This window comes from uncultured Polaribacter sp. (assembly GCF_947501385.1).
GTDB lineage: Bacteria > Bacteroidota > Bacteroidia > Flavobacteriales > Flavobacteriaceae > Polaribacter.
The window spans coordinates 24,311-44,884 of sequence record NZ_CANMVP010000008.1 but is presented as its reverse complement, the minus strand read 5'-3'; the positions used below and the strand labels follow the sequence as shown (position 1 = coordinate 44,884).

The 20,574-nt window shown below is 31.8% G+C and carries 13 protein-coding genes; 5 read left to right on the top strand and 8 right to left on the bottom strand.

All coding sequences use genetic code 11. From position 1 onward, the window contains the following. Window positions 1-3 precede the first annotated feature (3 nt). From Q0998_RS06900 to Q0998_RS06880, 5 genes are all read right to left on the bottom strand, one after another. A complete protein-coding gene (locus tag Q0998_RS06900; protein ID WP_299668039.1) occupies window positions 4-1,365 on the bottom strand; it encodes a glucoamylase family protein in 1,362 nt (453 codons plus the stop codon). A 136-nt stretch (window positions 1,366-1,501) separates the two neighbouring features. After that, window positions 1,502-3,247, bottom strand: a complete 1,746-nt coding sequence (locus tag Q0998_RS06895; protein WP_299668038.1) for a LamG-like jellyroll fold domain-containing protein — start codon at window positions 3,245-3,247, stop codon at window positions 1,502-1,504. Window positions 3,248-3,283: 36 nt separating this feature from the next. After that, window positions 3,284-4,762, bottom strand: a complete 1,479-nt coding sequence (locus Q0998_RS06890; protein WP_299668036.1) for a RagB/SusD family nutrient uptake outer membrane protein — start codon at window positions 4,760-4,762, stop codon at window positions 3,284-3,286. A 12-nt stretch (window positions 4,763-4,774) separates the two neighbouring features. Next, window positions 4,775-7,813, bottom strand: coding sequence for a TonB-dependent receptor (locus tag Q0998_RS06885; RefSeq protein ID WP_299668034.1), 3,039 nt, complete (start codon window positions 7,811-7,813; stop codon window positions 4,775-4,777). A 268-nt stretch (window positions 7,814-8,081) separates the two neighbouring features. Further along, window positions 8,082-10,874, bottom strand: a complete 2,793-nt coding sequence (locus tag Q0998_RS06880; protein ID WP_299668032.1) for a LuxR C-terminal-related transcriptional regulator — start codon at window positions 10,872-10,874, stop codon at window positions 8,082-8,084. A gap of 548 nt (window positions 10,875-11,422) precedes the next feature. Between Q0998_RS06880 and Q0998_RS06875 the strand changes: the two genes are divergently transcribed. Both Q0998_RS06875 and Q0998_RS06870 read left to right on the top strand, forming a co-directional pair. After that, window positions 11,423-12,544 (top strand): VWA domain-containing protein, encoded by a 1,122-nt coding sequence (locus Q0998_RS06875; RefSeq protein ID WP_299668030.1) that lies wholly within the window; start codon window positions 11,423-11,425, stop codon window positions 12,542-12,544. A gap of 123 nt (window positions 12,545-12,667) precedes the next feature. After that, window positions 12,668-14,134, top strand: a complete 1,467-nt coding sequence (locus tag Q0998_RS06870) for a sigma 54-interacting transcriptional regulator (protein WP_299668028.1) — start codon at window positions 12,668-12,670, stop codon at window positions 14,132-14,134. 129 nt (window positions 14,135-14,263) lie between these two features. Here Q0998_RS06870 and Q0998_RS06865 read toward each other — a convergent pair whose 3' ends face one another. From Q0998_RS06865 to Q0998_RS06855, 3 genes are all read right to left on the bottom strand, one after another. Continuing rightward, window positions 14,264-14,752, bottom strand: coding sequence for a YdeI/OmpD-associated family protein (locus tag Q0998_RS06865; RefSeq protein ID WP_299668026.1), 489 nt, complete (start codon window positions 14,750-14,752; stop codon window positions 14,264-14,266). A gap of 1 nt (window position 14,753) precedes the next feature. Then, on the bottom strand, window positions 14,754-15,329 hold the full coding sequence (locus Q0998_RS06860; protein ID WP_299668024.1) for a YdeI family protein: 576 nt from the start codon (window positions 15,327-15,329) through the stop codon (window positions 14,754-14,756). Window positions 15,330-15,464: 135 nt separating this feature from the next. Beyond that, window positions 15,465-16,085 (bottom strand): hypothetical protein, encoded by a 621-nt coding sequence (locus Q0998_RS06855; RefSeq protein WP_299668021.1) that lies wholly within the window; start codon window positions 16,083-16,085, stop codon window positions 15,465-15,467. Window positions 16,086-16,314: 229 nt separating this feature from the next. On the opposite strand from Q0998_RS06855, the gene Q0998_RS06850 reads away from it, so the two are divergent. From Q0998_RS06850 to Q0998_RS06840, 3 genes are read left to right on the top strand one after another with little or no spacing between them, the layout of a single operon-like run. Beyond that, a complete protein-coding gene (locus tag Q0998_RS06850) occupies window positions 16,315-18,405 on the top strand; it encodes an HAD-IIB family hydrolase (protein ID WP_299668018.1) in 2,091 nt (696 codons plus the stop codon). A gap of 4 nt (window positions 18,406-18,409) precedes the next feature. Then, window positions 18,410-19,684 (top strand): glycosyltransferase, encoded by a 1,275-nt coding sequence (locus tag Q0998_RS06845; protein WP_299668016.1) that lies wholly within the window; start codon window positions 18,410-18,412, stop codon window positions 19,682-19,684. A 3-nt stretch (window positions 19,685-19,687) separates the two neighbouring features. After that, entirely contained in the window at window positions 19,688-20,569 is an 882-nt protein-coding gene (locus Q0998_RS06840) for a carbohydrate kinase (RefSeq protein ID WP_299668014.1), read from the top strand. The last annotated feature ends 5 nt before the right edge of the window (window positions 20,570-20,574 follow it).

Genomic DNA, 20,574 nt, shown 5'->3' with positions numbered 1-20,574 from the left:
TATTTATTTAATTGTGAAATTTAATTTTTGTAATCCTTTTAAAACATCTGTATTTTGCATAAATAGATCCCAGAGTAAACCCGTTCTGTAATTTTCTATCATTACAGGAATTGGTCCTTGATCTATGGCTAAATATCTTGGAGTAGACCAATTATGTTCTATACTAAAAGCATCGTAAGGTCCATATTTACCGATTAGTGAATCGTGATTTTTATATAAATTGCGAAGCATTTTCATACTTTCTTTTGGAGTGTAAGGAAAAGAAGATAAAGCTGCGGTTGGTGAAATTACCCCTAAATCATCACCTGGTCTATGTCCAGCATAACCTCTCATGGAATAACTAGAAGTTAACCCCCAAAAATCTGCTCCATATCCTTTATAGTTTTTTGGATTATCTACGGCGTAATCATAATGAATTTTGGCTTGATTTTGAGTCAATTTCCAATAATCTGCATATTGATCTGACAGTCCTTTTGGATTTAATCCTAAATATGAATAATGTGCCCAAAATAAGGGACCAATCATTGGTTTTTCACTTTGATTGAAATAATTCAAAACTAAATCATGACTGTATAATTGCTGATTAGAAACAATATCGCCACTTTTTGCCCATCCCTTATGATATACTGATGCTTTGATTGGGTGTGTTGGTGAAGATGCCGCTAAAACATACATGATTAAGCATTCGTTATACCCTTTTACACCAAAATTCTTTTCCCACTTATAATTAGGAGACCAGTGCCAGTATAAAATATCTTCTCCATTTTTTGTGTACCAATTCCACTCTACTTCTTTCCAGAGTATATCTATTTTTTGAACTAACTCTTGTTCTTTTTGATTGCCATCTTTAAAATATTCCGAAACCGTTAATAGTCCTTGGACTAAAAATGCGGTTTCCACCAAATCACCACCATCATCTTTTTTACTAAACGGTTTTGTTTTTCCTGTTTCGCCATTTAACCAATGGGGCCAAACACCATGAAAACGATCTGCTTTTTCCAAGAAATTTATAATTTTAAAATATCTGTTTAGTGCTTGTTCTCGAGTAATAAACTTTCTTTCAACACCCGCTAAAATAGCCATCAACCCAAAACCTGTTCCACCAATGGTCACTATATTTTTATCATTTGAAGGATATACATTGTCTAAATGAATCCTTTCTGGAGCCATACCTGAGTTAGGTTCTGCACCTTCCCAAAAATAATTAAACGTTTGTTTTTGAATGGAATCTAACAATTGATTATCTGTTAGTTCTATTTTATTTGCTAACGAATTATTTGCTGATTTTTTATCTTTTGAATTACAGCTAAAAACTATTACTAAAAGACCTAGTGACAACGTTATTTTTATTTTTTGTAGTATCATGTTTTTGATAAATATTTAGCTGCATTTATTTGTTAAATGCAGCTAAGAATTACTATTGGGGGAACTATATAAATATTTATATTTGACTATTATTAGTATAAACTTTATTTTTTAGTTTGCAGTAGCTAATTTTCAATTAATTCATAATCGCTTGAATTTCTTCTTGTGATAATGACTTGTTGTATAAAGCCAACTCATCCATATAACTTAAATCGGCCTTATGCCCCCATTCTTCAAAACGAGGAACTCCAGACATAATAGATAACAGATCACAACCTGTCCAATCTATACCTGTAAAAGCACTTTCTTTGACCATAATTCCATTTATATAGACTCTAGCTTGGGTGCCAGATATCGTAAATGCCATGTGTACCCAATCGTTAACTGCGGGGTCTACATCTGCTGCAGCTCCACCATCTACCCAGGTATCTGCAGTGCCATTTCCAACATTCAGCTTAAAACGTTGTTTACCTCCTGCATTCTCTCTAAAAAATCTAAAACCACTTTTTCTGTTATTCTGTGCATTTGGTTTGGCTGGATCTGGTGGTCCTATTACTAATATTCCCGCACGATCTGGATCTGCATTAAGTTTATACCAAAAGGTTGCACTTAATTCATTACCCAACAATCCTGCAGTAGGAAAGGTTAAATAAGAACCTGTAGCACCTGCATAAGCGTTACTACCTTCTTTAGATTCTCCAGCAAAACCAGGACTACCTACTTGTAAAGCATCGGTATCACTTATCGTTTCTGTATAACTACCATCAAATGGCATACTAAATGTTTTACTTCCTTGCGCGCCTAAATTAGAAATGTCTTTTTGTGTCAATACCTTGTTAAACAAACGCAACTCATCCATATAACTTAAATCAGCTTTATGATTCCACGCTTCAAAACGTGGAGCTCCAGACATAATGGATAACAAATCACAACCTGCCCAATCTATACCCGTAAAAGCACTTTCTTTAACCATATTACCATTAATATAGACTCTAGCTTCGGTTCCAGATATCGTAAATGCCATGTGTACCCAATCGTTAACTGCGGGGTCTACATCTGCTGCAGCTCCACCATCTACCCAGGTATCTGCAGTGCCGTTTCCAACATTTAGCTTAAAACGTTGTTTACCTCCTGCATTTTCACGGAAAAACCTAAATCCACTTTTTCTGTTATTCTGTGCATCAGGATTGGCTGTATCTGGTGGTCCTATCACCAATATTCCTGCACGATCTGGATCTGCATTAAGTTTATACCAAAACGAAGCGCTAAATTCAGCATCCAATAACCCTGCCGTAGGATATGTTAAATAAGAATCTGTAGCTCCTGCATAGGCATTACTGCCCATTTTTGATTCACCAGCAAAACCTGGACTCCCTGCTTCTGTAGCTCCATTTCCACTTATAGCTTCAGCGTAATCTCCATTAAATGGCATGTAAAATATCTCTCCATCAAACATAGGTGTATATGGAGGTATATCTACTTTTTCAAACGTTGTTGTTTCTGTAATAACAACATCGTTAATATCTTTAGCTGTTATGGTTAATGTATGTACTCCTGTGGTTACATTATCAAAAACTAGATTGTCTACTTCAATTAATCTATTATTTGCAAAATCAGTATAATTTGCAATTTCTGTATCATTGACTTTTACATTTACGCTCGCCACACCAAGATCATCTACTACTTTGAACGTAATAGTAATTGGTGCTGTTGCCTCTTTAGAACGAATAACGGTTGAACCACTTGCACTTGGACTTGTAATTGTAATTTCTGGACCATCATAAAGAAAATTCGTAAACTCTGGTTTTTGTAAATCTTGACAGCTAAAAAATAGAATTCCTATGAATAGTATACCTAAATTTTTTAAATTTTTATTTTTCATCACTTCTATACTTTTTAAAATTTGATATGATAATTATTAATAGTTAGGGTTTTGAACAATAACACCTCCAGAATTATCAATTGCTTCTTGAGGAATTGGGAAAAAAGCATGTTTTGGTAAATATCCTAAACTACCTAATACTGCAGGTGCATCTCCCCAACGCACTAAATCATAAAATCTGTACTCTTCCATAGCAAACTCTGCTCTTCTTTCTTGTTTAATTGCATTTCGAACTCCGCTTTGCGATGAACTGGAAACTCTAGGAAGTCCAGCTCTTAAACGCACTGGTGTTATTAAATCAGCTGCATCTGACGGAGAAATTAATCCTGATTCATTCCCAGCCTCTGCAGCCATTAAGAGGATGTCTGCATATCTAAAGATCTTAATATTTTCCCATCTGTTTCCATTTGTATTAAAGCTGGTACGAACATCTTTATGTGTATATGCTTTTTTATTCCAATATTTTTGAGCTAAAGGAGGTGCATCTGGCAATGTACCACCTCCAAAACCACCATCATCTTTACCAGATTCTAAAATGGTATTTGCTTTTCTTAAATCTCCTGGCTCAAAAGCATCTACAAGCTGTTGTGTTGGCACATTAAAACCCCAACCTAAATTCCATTCTCCTGTTCCTCTTACCCCTTGCCCAATAAAGTAAATGTTAGAAAATCGATCTCCATTATCCGTAATTGTTTGCTGAATTTCAAATATAGATCCAGAGCCATTGTTGCCTCCTAATTCAAATAAATTCATTAAACTAGGGTCTAGTGTATAGGTTTTAGAATCTATAATCTCTTTAGATTTATTATAGGCGTTTGTCCAATCTTTTTGATATAGATATAATTTCGCTAATAAAGATTTAGCAAAGCCAGCTGTAGCTCTTCCTGGAAAATTTGGCCAAGTAAGTGGTAATTTTTTTTCTGCGATTTCTAAATCTTCTATTATAAACGTATCTATTTCAGCAATAGAAGATTTTGGTGCAAAAGCATCTGAAGGCACATCTATTGTAACTGTAATAATTGGTGCTTCTCCATAATCTCTTCGCAATTCAAAATACATTAAAGCTCTTATTGCTCTGGCTTCTGCGTCATTTACTAAACTTGCTTCATCGGTTAACTCAGCCTCTTTAATATTATTAATCACCTCATTACATGCAAAAATAATTTCGTAGTGTCCGTTCCACCATGCTGTACTTAATCCGTTGGTTGGAATGTATTGAAATTCGTTAAAAGCTGTTCCATTTGCAGCACCATCTCCAGGAGTACTCCCTTTTTCTGCATCATCAGATCTAATGCTTCCAAACCATAATCTAGTCCAGCTTCCTACGCTAGTAGTTCTTGTTAAGGAGTATATACCAAATACAGCGGCTTCTTGACCACCAACCCCCAATTCTTCATTATTGGCAACCTCCCCTAAAGGTAACCTGTCTAAGAAACCGTCTTCACATGCCATGCCTAATATTAAAATACCTACCAATGACAAAATTTGTAATTTAATTCGTTTTATTTTTTTCATTTTATTAATTTTTTAAAATGTTAAGCTAACACCAACGGTAGAAATTACGGGTATTGGATACCCTCCTCCGTCTATACCAAAAGCAGTTGGAGAACCACCAGCTTCAGGGGTAAAGCCCGAAGTTTCTTTCCAAGTGTATAAATTCTGAATATTAGCAAATAATTTTAATTGCTGAATTTTTAACTTCTTAAGTACATTATGATCAACACTATACCCAAATTGAATATTTCTAATTCTTAAATAACTACCATCTTCAATCATATATGTTGATGGAAGTCTGTTATAATCTGTAGAAAATAATCTAGGCTCCCAGTTTGATGTTCCAGAACCCATCCATCTTTCTGCTCTAGCATCTCTAAAATTAAATTGAGCGAAAGAATTTCCATTTCCCCAATCTCGATATATTTCATTTCCATAAACACCTTGAAAATCCATATTCAAATAAATGTTTTTATACTTTAAATTTGTATAAAAACCATAGGTAAAATCTGGTGTAGGGTTCCCGATAACTGTTCTATCGTTTGGTGTAATTTCTCCATCTCCATTAACATCTCTGTATTTAAAATCTCCTGGAGAATAACTACCTAAAGCACTTGGGATTGAAGCTGCTATATCTGCGTTTGATTGATATAGACCATCTACGATATATCCATAGAAATGTCCAATTGCCTCACCAGTAATAGTTCTTGAAGCAGATCCGTTTGCAAAAATTGGAGCATCTTCAAAAGTTGATAAAACTTTATTATCGATAGTCGTTACATTTCCACCGATGGAATAGCTGAAATTATCACTAAGATTATCATCCCATGAAGTTTCAAATTCAAAACCTTTATTTTCAATCTCACCAAAATTATCAAAAAATGTTTGTACACCTGTATTTACAAATACTAATAAGTCTTCGGTTTTTCTGTTATAGTAATTCGTATTAAACGTTAGTTTATTATTTAACCATCTCGATTCAAAACCAAACTCCCACATTTTTACGGTTTCCCATTTTAAATCTGGATTTTCCTCAAATTTTTGAATAAAACCAGCAATTACATTATTACCAAAAACTGCAGTTGCAGATTGGTTTACACCTGGATAATAGGGGTAATTAGTGCCACCAGGTAAAGCTTGATTCCCTAATGCCCCTATAGAACCTTTAAATTTCAGGTAATCTAACGTATTTACATTCTCCATAAAACTTTCTCTTGTAACAACCCAACCTGCCCCAACAGACCAAAAATCTTGTTCTCTATTATCTGGTGCTAATTGTGATGTGGCATCTCTACGATAAGAAGCATTTAATAAATATTTGCCATCATAACTATATAAAGTTCTAGCTAAAAATGAAGCAGTTGCCCTATCTGATTGACTAGAGTTTGATGTTCTCGTTGATGGATCTCCGTAAGGGTATACATTTAAATACCAAAAACGTTCATCATCAGGAATAATACCTACTGCTGAACTTGGATCATGTTCTACACTACCATTTATATTTTCTGAATAAAATTCTGTTGTTGTAAAACCTATAACAGCATTAATGTCATGCTTACCATAGTCTTTTTTAAATGATAACAAATATTCGTTCTGAAAATTGAATCCTGTATTACTAGACTGATTTACTCGCGTAAGTTGATTGCCATTAAAGTTCTCTATTTCATCAGATTCAGCAACATAAATTCCAACTATTGGCGTATAAGATCTAGTTCTAGAGTGACTATAATCTCCGTATATATTTACTCTAAAGCTAAAATCTTTTAAAAAATCTACCTCTGCAAAAAGGCTTCCTACAAAACGATATCTTTCTCCAATACCTTTGTTTTTTGTGACATTCGCAACCAATGCAGGATTTCCAATTTGCGGCCCACCAATCTGAATGGGCAGTTGGTTATAAAGACCGTTAAACTCTGGTCTCGTATCAAAATGAATAGGATCTACGATTGGAGTTGCATTCAATGCTGCTCCAAAACCGCCTTGGTTTGGAAGCTTATCTTGCAACCCATTTAAGTTAATACCAATTCTAAAATTTTTAGAGATGTTATATTCATTATTTAAATTCAATGTAATTCTCTCTAACTTTTCTTCCTTAACTAATCCTTCTTCTATTCGATACCCTAAACCAAAAGATAATTTGCTTTTATCTGTAGCATTCTGAATACTTAAATTATTTGTTTGAATAAATGCAGCATTATTTGCTATTTCATTTACCCAATCGGTATCTCCGTCAAATTCATTGTAATAAATAAAAGGCGATTCACCTTCATTTATTAATTGCTCATCATAAAGCTCCTTGAAAAGCGCCCCATTCGCCAAATTTGGTTTCCCTGTAATATTTTTGACACCTATAGTAGAGTTAAAGTTTAATGTAAACTCTCCATTTTTCGCTTTTTTAGTAGTTATAATAATAACACCGTTTGCTCCTCTAACTCCAAAAACGGCTAAAGATGATGCATCTTTAAGCACCTCTATAGATTCGATGTCATTTGGGTTTACAAAGTCAATATTATTGGCAAATATTCCGTCTATTACATAAAGTGGACTTGTGTTATACCTACTACTTGTTCCTCTAATTCTAATATCCGGATTTTGCCCAATTCTACCCGAATTTACTACGGAAAGCCCAGCAACCTTTCCTTGAAGCGAAGCAATTGGATTTGTGGCAGGTTTATCTGCAACTTCTTCCCCTTTAATGCTCACTATAGATCCTGTTAAATCTCGTTTTTTTGCAGTACCATAACCAATAACAACTATCTCATCTAAAATTTCAGAACTTGTTGTTAAAGCCACATTTATAGTAGTTTTGTTGGCTACAGTAACAGCAACGGTTTTCATACCCACATACATAAATTCCAAAACATCTCCTTTATTTACGTTGATAGCATAGCCACCATCAAAATCTGTGGAGGTTCCTTTGGTTGTTCCTTTTACTAGAATACTTACACCAGGTAAAGGTGAATTATCATCTGCACTAGTAACAATTCCCTTAATATTAATTTCTTGTGCATGTAGCATTGTTATTGTTGAAAATAACATTAATAGTAGTAATAACTTTAATTTGACTTTCATCTTTTTATTCATTTGAAATTGATTAGAGTAAAATTAGAGCTTATTTAACGTTAAATTAACAATACAGACTACACTTTAAGTACATCATTATAAAAAAAATTGATAAAAGTGAGTATTCTACAATAGATAAATAGCTATTATAACTAATAAAATTAACCTTTAAAAATAAAAATGACGTAGTAATGACGTATTTTTGAGTGTAGTTTTTAAATAATTTTAAGTGGTAAAATCGAAAAAAAAGCACTTGTTTATTGAATTAATGATAAAATTAGGAGCTAAAATTTACCAAATATGAAGTCAAAGAACTCTCATTATCGAGTCCTAATTTTTTCTTTAAACGATATCTATGGGTTTCTACACCTCTTAAAGAAATATTCATTAATGGTGCTATTTCTTTGGTTGAAAGATTCATTTTAATATAAGCACAAATCTTTAAATCCTTATGGGTTAATCTTGGAAATTGCTCTTTTAAAAGTTTAAAAAACTCTTCGTGAACTTGATTGAAATTGTATTCAAAAACTTCCCATTCATCTTTGTGACCAATAGAATTGTTAACTTTTTTTATTATTTTTTTAAAGGAAAAATAATTATTGAAATTGTCTTTATTTGAAAGTAATTCTTCTTTAAGAGAAAGAAGCGATTCATTTTTTTTGACCAAAGCCATTGCAGTATTTGCCAACTGTTTACTTTTTAATTTCAACTCGTTTTTTAAAGCTGCATTTTTTAATTCGATTATTTTTTTATCGTTTTCAATGATTTGCTCCTCAACTAACCTTTCTTGTGCTTTTTGAAATTTGATTTCTAAAAGTTTTTGCTCTTTCTTAATCTTTCTTTTATGCAACATAAAAAAAAGAGCACTAATTAAAAGTAGGATTCCCACATACAATAGATATCCTTTTTTAGATTTATACCAAGGAGGAAGTATTTTTATTTGAAGACTGGTATTTTCGGAAGTTTTATCGAGAAGGTTCGATGTTCTAAATAGTAACGTATAATCTCCGTCGGGCAAATTAGACAATTCTAATTTTTCTTTTTCAATACGGTTCCAAATTGAAGAATTATTAGTAGCTATTTTGTATTCAAAAAAGTAATTCTTTGATTTTGGTGCAGATAATGAAATTGTTATATTATTCTTATCAAAAGGGATTTTAATAACTTCTTTGTTACTGATATTTATGTTTCTTTTATCTGTAACAATGGTTTCTATATTTGGTTTTTGTAACTGATTATAAAATTGATTTTTTCGTTCGTCAATTATCATAAAACCATTCATTAAGCTTAATACAACAGCTGAATCTTTTAAAACTGATATGTTTTCATTGTCAACAATTAGTCTATTTTCTAAGTACTTACTCTCAATAGATAAGGTGTTTTTAAAATTAGATACGTTATAAAAACTAATTAAATCTTTATTTTTAACGACCAATTTTTCTGAATCGTCTTCAGAAATTATATAAGCGTCTTTACCGAACGTTTTGTTTAATAGCTCATAATCTATGATGCTATCTAATATAGATTCATATTTCTGCCATCCTTTATTAGTTTTAAAAACAATATTGTTATTCAGATTATAAACGCGTACACCATAATCTGATGATAATCCTTTGGAATTATAATTTTCAATAGTTTTTATAGACTGATAATCTTCATTAAAAGTGATTCTATACAATCCTTTATAAGCATCTGCAGCCCAAGCTTTTCTTTCATTTTCAAATACCAAATACTTAATGGGATTTGTTGTTTTATCTAAACGTTTTGCTTGCCATTCATTTTTTGTTTTTTCGAATTTCACCAAACCAGAGTACGTTCCTTGAATATAAACAGCATTAGATTCTGGAACTTTTTTTAACGTCCATCCACCAGTAAAAATAGAAATCAGCTTTAGTTTATTATCTTTAATAAGATAGGTGCCATTGTTATGTCCGCAAAACAATTCATCATTTATTATTTTAAAATCCCAAACTTGCCCCTGAGAATCTTCTATAAATTCTAATTTGTTTTCTTTATTTAAGAAATAAATTCCTGTGTTGCTTCCTATATAAACTACGTCCTTATATAAAATTACGTCATAAACAGCGCCTAAATTTCCACTAGTATCATTGTAAAAAGTATAGTTGCTATTTAAGTTTATCATAGAAATCCCTTGGTCTAAACTCAACCAAAGTTCGTTATCATCATCAACAGACATCCCCAAAACAGTGTTATTTAACAAACCATTTTCTTTGTTGATACTATATAAAATTTTTCCATTTTTATCGATAACATAAATTCCATTTTTAATGGTTCCAAAAACCATATTCCCATTTTTTAGTTCTAAAAAAGTGTTTAATTGGTGTTTTTTTATGAATGAGTTAATTTCTGATTTGTAGACCGATAATTTATCATTTTTAAATAGAAAACATCCCTTTAGAGAAGTAGTAATCAAAAAACCTTTATTAAAATTAGAGATGGATATAATTTTAGTGTTTTCAAAAATAGGATCGTCAATAAAAGAGACAAACTCATTTCCTTTCTTGACAAAAATCCCTTCTCTTAAAGTAGAAACATACAATTCTTCATTTATAAAATTAGAAGAAATGATGGTGGATGATAAATTTATTTTTTGTGTTTTACCCTTCTCATACATATATATATTAGAGAAAGATCTAAAAATTATTAAATCTTTATAGGCATTTATCTGCCAAATCTCTTCATTTGATGAGATCTTATTCTCAAAATTTTCGCTTAAAGAAAAATATTTTAAAAGGCCTTTACTGTTTTTAATCCAATAGCCAAATTCTTTGTAAGAGCCTGTATAAATTTTATCTTTATGGGCTAAAACAGAACGTATGATTGTTTTATTTGGCAGTTCCCAAAGTTTCCATTTTAGACCGTCGAATTCTAATAATCCATTATTATTTGCTACGTATAATTTCCCTGTTTCAGATTTTGAAATGCCCCAATTTTGGTTCCCAGCTTCATATTTAGAAACATTGTAATTCTTAAAATAAGGAATGTGTTGAGAGAAAAATGCTGTATGCATTAGTAGACAAAGAAGTATGAGTATTCTGATATGTTTCATTTTTCAAAATCACTTAAGTAATCAAAATAATATTTCACATAATAAAACTAAAGATAATAAATCAATTCATCAAAGAACTTATTCATTATTTTATAATTATTGCATATATAAAAATTATAGAGGTCAGTAGCGAGTTACTTATTAAAAATAATAATTAACTAACGATGTCTGGTTGAGCATTGCCGAGAAGCAAAAGATATTTTGCGCCGAAGGTAGCTAGCGAAGCTATCGAAACCTATATAAAGCAGACCAATAGTTCTCGACTGTGCTCGAACGGACGATAACAAACGATTCCAAACACCTAATAAACAGTACTTTAAAATTTTTACTTGGTATGTATTTAACTACTGACCTCTAAAAAATTATTTTTATATTTCTTAAAAAACTCAATTAAAACTTTTTATCATCTTAAAGTTGTTATTGTATGTATTTAATAAGTGAAGTAGGCCTAATATCCATTGTAAAGAATAACCTAAATCAATCTCAGTATATATTAAAGTAATGTTAATCATTTTTTGGGCGATTTATAAAGCCGTATTTTTATAGTGATGAAAAACAACACGAAAAGAAAAGGTTTTGTCTTTAAAACTTATGAAGCAGAAAACCAATCTCCTTTTGAAAAATTATTCGAGATTTTTAAAGAATTAATCACGCATACTTCTGGCGATTTTGATGAAGCCATCGATTGGCTGCGCTCTTTAGACAAAGAATATAAATTGACTGATAAAAATTATACCATTGATGATTTTATCGAAGATTTAAAGAAAAAAGGATACATTAAAGAGGAAGTAAAAGCAGATGGAACTGGAGGCACAAAAATTACTCCGAAAACAGAACGTGCAATTCGCCAGCAAGCCTTAAATCATATTTTTGGAAAAATAAAAAGAAGTGGCTCGGGGAATCATAAAAGTAAATCTCCAGGAATTGGAGATGAACATACGGGAGATTTTAGAGCTTATCAATTTGGAGATGCATTAGACAAAGTTTCCGTTACCGAAAGTATTAGAAACGCACAAATAAATAATGGTATAGAGAACTTCAGTCTTACAGAAAACGACTTGGTTGTTGAAGAAACGCTTCATAAAAGCCAAATGAGTACAGTGTTGATGATAGACATTAGTCATTCTATGATTTTGTATGGTGAAGATAGAATTACACCTGCCAAAAAAGTTGCGATGGCTTTGGCTGAATTGATTACTACTCGTTATCCGAAAGATACTTTAGATATTATTGTTTTTGGAAACGATGCTTGGTCTATTAAAATTAAAGATTTACCCTATTTACAAGTAGGTCCTTATCATACAAATACAGTTGCTGGTTTAAATTTAGCGATGGATTTGCTCCGCAGAAAACGAAATACCAACAAGCAAATTTTTATGATTACAGATGGTAAACCAAGCTGTTTACGTCTGCCAGATGGTCAATATTATAAAAACAGTAACGGTTTAGACCAACACATTGTAAACAAATGTTACGCAATGGCGCAACAAGCCAGAAAATTACACATTCCCATTACTACTTTTATGATTGCACAAGATCCGTATTTGATGCAATTTGTAAGAGCGTTTACACAAGCAAATCAAGGAAAAGCATTTTACACAGGTTTAAAGGGTTTAGGTGAAATGATTTTTGAAGACTACGAAACAAATAGAAAAAAGAGAATTAAATAAAAAGCCCATCCAACCTTCCCAAAGGGAAGGCTTTTAGCAAGTTTGAGGGCAAAAATATAATATTAACACACAGATAAACACAACAGTGTTTCCTTTCCTTCGGAAAGGATTAAGGATAGGCTTATGAATTTAGAAAATATAAAAACATTAGGAGAATTAAAGAAAGCGGGATATGCTTCAAAATCTATAAAAGACGAATTAAGAGAAAACCTCATTAGTAAAATAATGAATAAAGAAACCGTTTTTAAAGGAGTTCATGGATATGAAAACACCGTGATACCTGAATTAGAACGTGCTATTTTAAGTAAACATAACATCAATTTATTAGGTTTACGTGGTCAAGCAAAAACACGTTTGGCTCGATTAATGGTCAATTTATTAGACGAATTTATTCCTGTAGTAGAAGGTTCTGAGATAAATGATGATCCTTTGAATCCTATTTCAAGATTTGCCATTGAAACCATTCAAGAAAAAGGTGATAAAACACCAATTTTCTGGATGCATAGAGATGAACGTTTTGCTGAGAAATTAGCAACACCAGACGTTACGGTTGCAGATATTATTGGTGATGTAGATCCTATAAAAGCTGCCAATTTAAAATTGAGTTATGCCGATGATAGAGTTATTCATTACGGAATGATTCCAAGAGCAAACAGATGTATCTTTGTAATTAATGAATTGCCCGATTTACAAGCAAGAATTCAAGTGGCTTTGTTTAATATTTTACAAGAAGGTGATATCCAAATCCGCGGATTTAAAATGCGTCTAAATTTAGACATGCAATTTATTTTTACGGCGAATCCCGAAGACTATACCAACAGAGGAAGTATTGTTACACCGCTAAAAGATAGAATTGGTTCTCAGATTTTAACGCATTATCCTGAAGACATAGAAACTGCTAAAACCATTACACAACAAGAAGCGAACAAAGCCAGTTCTCAAAAAGATTTTATAGAGGTACCTGAACTAGCAAAAGATTTGTTAGAGCAGATTGTTTTTGAAGCAAGAGAAAGTGAATATATAGACGCAAAAAGTGGTGTAAGTGCACGATTAAGTATTTCTGCTTTTGAAAATTTATTAAGTACTGCAGAAAGAAGGGCTTTATTTTCTGGGGATGAAAAAACCATGGTTCGTTTAAGCGACTTTGATGGAATTATACCTTCAATTACAGGAAAAGTAGAATTGGTGTATGAAGGTGAACAAGAAGGTGCACATGTAGTTGCAGATAGTTTGATTAAAAAAGCTGTAAAAAGTTTATTCCCAACTTATTTTCCAGAAATTAAAAAATTGGAAAAACAAGAAGAAGAAACCCCATACGATGCTATTATTTCTTGGTTTTTTAATGCTGACGAAGATTTCGAATTGTTAGATGAACATTCTGAAGCGCAATACAAGGCAGAAATTGATAAAATTATACCTTTAGATGATTTTATAAAAGAACACCAACCAAACATGAATGATGCTGATACTTATTTTATGAAAGAATTTGTTTTATGGGCTTTGGTAGAATATAAAAAGTTAAGTAAATATAGATTTGCAGAAGGTACTCAGTTCAAAGATCCTTATGGAAGTTTTATAAGCGGATTGTAGATACTTATAGTCAAGACCCTTCAGGTTTTAAAAACCTGAAGGGTCTTTTTTTTTGCTCAAAATACAATTTGTATGTGTGATTCTACACTAAGTCTGTCGAAGTGCTTTGGAAAGAATATTAGTTTGTGGTTATGGCAATTTAAAAAGTTCCATAGGATTTCTAATTCCTCTTTTTAAGTTCTCACACATCACAAGTGCTTTGTCTATTTTCTGTTGGCTTTTCTTGTAACGAATAATGCCGTAAATAATACTTCTTTTTTTGCCTGCAGTTAGTTCTTCAAAAATTTTATATGCATCATAATCGCTCATTAAAACAGCCTCTAATTCTTCTGGCATTTCTACTCCATATTTAGAGGTGTCCTCGAAAATTTGCATTTCAAATTCATCCCCTAAAGATACACCCAACGCTTTTTGCTTTTGCTTACTCAACATCATTTTATAATCTCCAGAGTTCTTATCTTTTTTTACAGCTGCATAAAATTCAATTTTATGGGTTTGAAACCAGATTTTAACTTTTACACGGTTCATTTTTTTAGCGGCAAAAGGTGCAAAGATTTTATTCGGAATAAAGATATTGAAAACATCAATGAATAGTATTTTAAATTTTGTTGTTTTCATCTTACCAAGTATTTCTAGACTTTATATTGCGCTCACAAAATGAAATAATTTCTGTAATTCTTTTTTGCCGAGTAGCTGCTCTTTTTGCTTGATGTAACCAGTACAAATAGCTCTTTCTATAACTAGGTGCAAAATTGTTGTAGTTATCAAAAGCAAGTTTGTTTTGATTGAATGCTGCTTGTAAATCTTCGGGAATAACACCTTTTTCAACAGCGTCTAAAGCCGTCCAAGAACCGTTCTGTTTTCCTATTTCTATAATTTTTAATCCGCTTTCATTCATTAAATTATTTTCCAATAATTCTTTTATATATTTTTTATTCAAAGCACTCCAAACACTTTTCGGATTTCGTTTACAGAAATACTGTTTGCGCTTTCCATTTCCTAAACTTTTTACAGTAGCATCTATCCAACCAAAACAAAGCGCAACTTTTACAGCCTCTTCCCAACGCATAGATGCTTCTTTATTTTCTACCTTATAAAAAATTAGATACACACCATTTGAAGAATGATGATTCTTTGCTAGCCAATCGTACCATTCAGTATCATTTTTAAAATAGTATTCTTCTTTTAATTCCATTAATTGCAAAATATGCTGTTGATTGTAAATATAGTTATAAAATAAAAATTGGTAACTCGATTTGCTGAGCTACCAATTTAAATCAATCAAGAAACAATCAAGAAACAATGTCTAAACAAATACGACGTATCGATTTTAAAAACTCACTATTAATAAATTCAAACTATTTTGAAGCGTTTTATCTAATTCTGTTTTATTAATTCTTGCCATATAACCCTCAAGATTTTCACCTAATTGAACTTCTATATTATTAGATATTTTTAAGTTCACATTTAATTTATCTTTATAAAGAGGAATGTTTTTATAAAGTTCATTGTTTAAATTTCCTTTAATTTGATACTCCTTCACAAAAGCTACATCTGTGTGACCTTCTTTTAAAAGTTTTTTTAAAATTAAAGTTTGAATTAGTTTTACTTCATTTTGAGTCAATAGATTTTCTGAAACTCTAGTTGCATCAGCTCCTAAACTCATTAAGTTTTTAGAACTATAGTTATTTATTATTTTAGATTTCCCATTCAAAATAAGATCAACATGTTCACCATCTAATTTATACATTGGAAACTTACCCTCAGAATTATTTATAGGTTCTAAAAGCTCTAAAAGCTTAATTTCTAAAATTGAATTATTATCATTATCTGAATAATGGTTTTCTTCAATATTCGTATTGAAAGTCATGGTCTTTAAGTAAGTATTTCTTTCTTGTGCAAAAGAAAAATTTACGATTAAAATGAGTGTAAATAATATAATTGATTTCATAACTAAAAGTTTATATCTCAAATATAATAGTAATACTCTTAATTAAGAAATAAAAACTATTAATTAACTTTTTTTTAACGTTTCAAATTATCATTTTTTATATACTATAATTATGATTATCATAAAAATAGCTGTTTAAAAGAGATTAAAGAACTGAACGATTAGCATCTCCCTAAAATTTTATTAATTTAACGAGTATTGAAATCTTTTAAAAAAAAAGCCTTTAAATATGAGTAAAAACCAAAAAATAGAGAACGATATTAAAATTTTATCTTTTGACATCGATAATACATTAATTGATTTTCACACCTATAAAAGTAACTTTACAAAATCATGGATAAAATATGCCCATGACTTAGATATTATTGTTACTTATAATACTGGCAGATTAATTGATGATGTATTAAATCTAATTGACAAAGGTGTACTACCCAAACCAGATTATATAATTTCTGGAGTCGGAACGCATATTTATAATTATAAAAAAAGAAGTGTAGAAAAAGAATTTAATGATATTTTAGATGATGGTTGGAATTTAGAGGCTGTAGAAATTATTATCAATAAAATAGACTTTCCTATTAGTGAACAGCCTAATAAATTTCAACATTCCTACAAAAGAAGTTATTTTTTTCATGATGCAAGTGAAGTCTTAATAGAAAATGTTGCGCAAGATTTTCTAAATGCTGGTATGGACGTCAATGTAATTTATTCAGGCAATAAATTTTTAGACATTTTACCTAAATGGGCTAATAAAGGAAACGCTTTGCAGTGGTTGTTACGAAGGCTAAATTTAGAGACGAATCAAGTTTTGGTTGCAGGAGATAGTGGAAATGACTCAGCAATGTTCGATTTGAAAGGTGTTTCTGGTATTGTGGTTGCAAATGCACACGAAGAGTTATACAAATACACAAAACACAAAAAAGTTTATCATACTGAAAAAGAAAAAGGAGATGGTATTATTGAAGGTCTCATCTACTACAAAATACTTCCAAAAGAAGCTATTGATATTACCAATATAGATCATTCTGATGATTTTTTTATCAAAAAAGAATTAGACACTTTGGCTTTAGAAGATGATAATGAAAAGATTGCATTGATACAAGAAGGCTATGAAAAAGCAATAGAAGCGCTACGAAAAAACATAACACCTTTGGGTTTTTCTGCTTGTTCTATAAAAGATAATATTCCGAATGGAACCGATGAAAATTACCATTCTGTTTGGGCAAGAGATGGCGCAATTACGGTTATTGGCTCTTTGTCTTTAATTGATGACGAAGAAATTCATCAATGTCAAAGACAAACATTAATTACACTTTTTGAACATATTTCTAGGAACGGTCAGATTCCTTCTAATGTAAGGTTGAAGGATAATGAGCCTGATTATTCTGGTGTTGGAGGCATTTGCTCTATAGACAGTGGTATTTGGGTAGTGATTGCATTTTATGAATATGTAAATGTTTCAAAAGATTACAAATTTTTAAGAAAATACATTGCAGATATTAAAGAAACCATGCGATGGTTAGGTGCACATGATAGCAATAATGATGCCCTTTTAGAAATTCCTGAAGCAGGAGATTGGACCGATTTGTTTGGTAGAAGTTATAATATTTTATACGATGAAATTTTATGGTATAGAGCCAACGTTTGTTTTGGACGCATGTTAGAAATGTTAGGAAATCATGAAGATGCTGGCGAATCTATTAGATGGTCTCAAGTAATAAAAAAAGAAATTGTTCAGAATTTTTGGCCTTCAACACAACAGCAATTATTTTCATCCGTGTCATTTGCTGAAAAACAATTTACATTAGGAGACACCTCGTATTTAATTGCCCAAACAACACCTTTCGATTTTAGTTGGCGTTGTGATATTTTAGGAAATGTACTTGCCTATTTACATGGAACCATCGATGCTGAAAAAGCGCATCAAACATTTAAATTTATGTTAGGTGTTGGTGTGAACGATCCTTTTCCTGTTGCAAACGTATATCCAGTAGTAAGTCCTGGAGACCCAGATTGGAGACCTTATTATACTGTAAACCTTTTAAATCTGCCAAACCATTATCACAACGGCGGTATTTGGCCTTTTGTGGGCGGTTTTTGGGTAAAGTTTGTAAATAAATTAGGCTTTAGAGATATGGCCATAGCAGAACTACACAAGTTGGCATTGCTAAATAAAGAAGGCATTAGTAACGAATGGGAATTTACAGAATGGGCGCATGGCGTTACTGGAAAACCAATGGGAAAAGCCTATCAAGCGTGGTCTGCAGCGCAATATATTTCTGCGTACAATGATTTAAAAATAACAAAAACTAAAAAATAAAACTATGAAATCGATTTTAATGATCTCTCTGCATGGATATGTTGGGGCAAATGCCGAATTAGGAAAGCCAGATACTGGCGGACAAGTAGTGTATGTTTTAGAATTAGCAGAAAGATTTAGCAGGCTTGGCAAACGTGTAGATTTAGTGACACGCCAATTTGAAGACCAACCAGAATATGATGATGTAAATGAGAATTATAGTATTTGGAGAATTCCTTTTGGAGGGAAAAAATTCATCCGAAAGGAAGATATGCACGACCATTTGAAGAAATTTGTTACGAATACGCTTGCAGCCATAAAAAAAGAAAATAAAAAATATGATGTGGTCTATTCTCATTATTGGGATGCAGGTTGGGCGGGACAAAAAATTGCAGAAGAGTTAGGAATTTGTCACGTGCATACGCCACATTCTTTAGGTTGGTGGAAACAACATTCTATGGGAAGTGATATGGATGAAAAGGAAATGGAAAAAACCTACCGTTTTAAAGAACGAATTCGTAAAGAATATTTCGTATACCAAATGTGTAATTTTGTAATTGCTACAACGTTGCCACAAGTAGACTTACTGGTACAGCAATATGATGTTTTAAATAAAAATTGTAGTATGATTCCTCCAGGAATTGATGAAAATAAATTTTTCCCTGTTCCCTCAAAAGAGAATGATAAAATTCGTGTAAAATATGACATCAATCCTAAAGATGTTTTAGCTTTGGGAAGAATGGCGCATAATAAAGGGTATGATTTACTAATAAATTCTTTACCCACATTATTTGAATTAGCTCCAGAAGCTGGTTTAGTCGCTGCAATTGGCGGAGATTCTCAACAAGATAAAGACGGAATTGAAAAATTAAAACAAGTAGCATCTGAAATTGGAGTGATGGATAAAATTAAATGGAAAAGTTATATTGAAGATGAGGATTTAGCGAACGTTTATAGATCTGCAAGCATTTTTGCAATGCCTTCTCGATATGAACCTTTTGGAATGGTTGCCATTGAAGCCATGGCTTGTGGAACACCAAGTGTAATTACAGTTCACGGTGGTTTATGTGATTTGATTGATTTTGGAAATCAAGCATTATTTGCAGATCCACACAGACCAAAAGAATTTGGTGCAATGATGGCAATGCCGTTATTATATCCTAATTTAAGAAATGAAATGTCTGTAGAAGGCGCACGTTTTGCACGTAGAAATTTTGGTTGGACAGGTATTGCAAAAAGAATGCTGAGTATTTTTGCAAGCTCAATAAATCAAAGAACATCAGAATCTAATATTTATTAAAACATGTCTAAAATTGTTTGTTTTGGGGAAGTTTTGTGGGATGTTTTTCCCAATCATAAAAAAATTGGAGGAGCTCCGCTAAATGTCGCCATTCGTTTGCAATCCTTTTCTAATGAAGTTTTTATGATTAGTGCAGTAGGTACTGATGATTTGGGAAAATCTATTTTAGAGTATTTGCAAGCACACCAAATAAACACAAAACACGTGCAAGTTTTAAATGATTTTACAACAGGAGAAGTTGCCGTTACTTTAAATAAAAAAGGAGTTGCAAGTTATCAAATTGTACATCCCAAAGCTTGGGATAAAATAACATGTAAAGAAGCAACATCAGACTTAGTAAAACAGGTGGATGCTTTTGTCTTTGGAAGCTTAATCACCAGAGATGAGATTTCCAAAACAACTTTATACCAGCTTTTAAAAGTAGCAACTTATAAAATTTTTGATGTGAATTTACGCGCGCCTTTTTACGAGAAAAACATTTTAATTGAGCTGATGCAAATAGCAGATTTCATCAAATTTAATGATGAAGAATTGTATAAAATTGCTACTTATCTAGATTCTCCATGCAACAATTTAGAACAAAACATCCATTTTATAGCAGAAAAAACAAAAACCAAACATATTTGTGTGACAAAAGGCGAACATGGTGCTGTTTTATTTTATGAGTCACAACTATTTTACAATAGCGGCTATCGAATAAAAGTGGCAGATACCGTGGGTTCTGGAGATTCTTTTTTAGCAACCTTAATTAGTCATTTACTGCAAAAAGAAAATCCACAAAAAGCCATTGATGTAGCCTGCGCAGTTGGTGCTTTGGTGGCTCAAAAGGAAGGAGCAAATCCACAAATTTCACAAAAAGAAATTGATGATTTTATGGACGTTTAATTCTA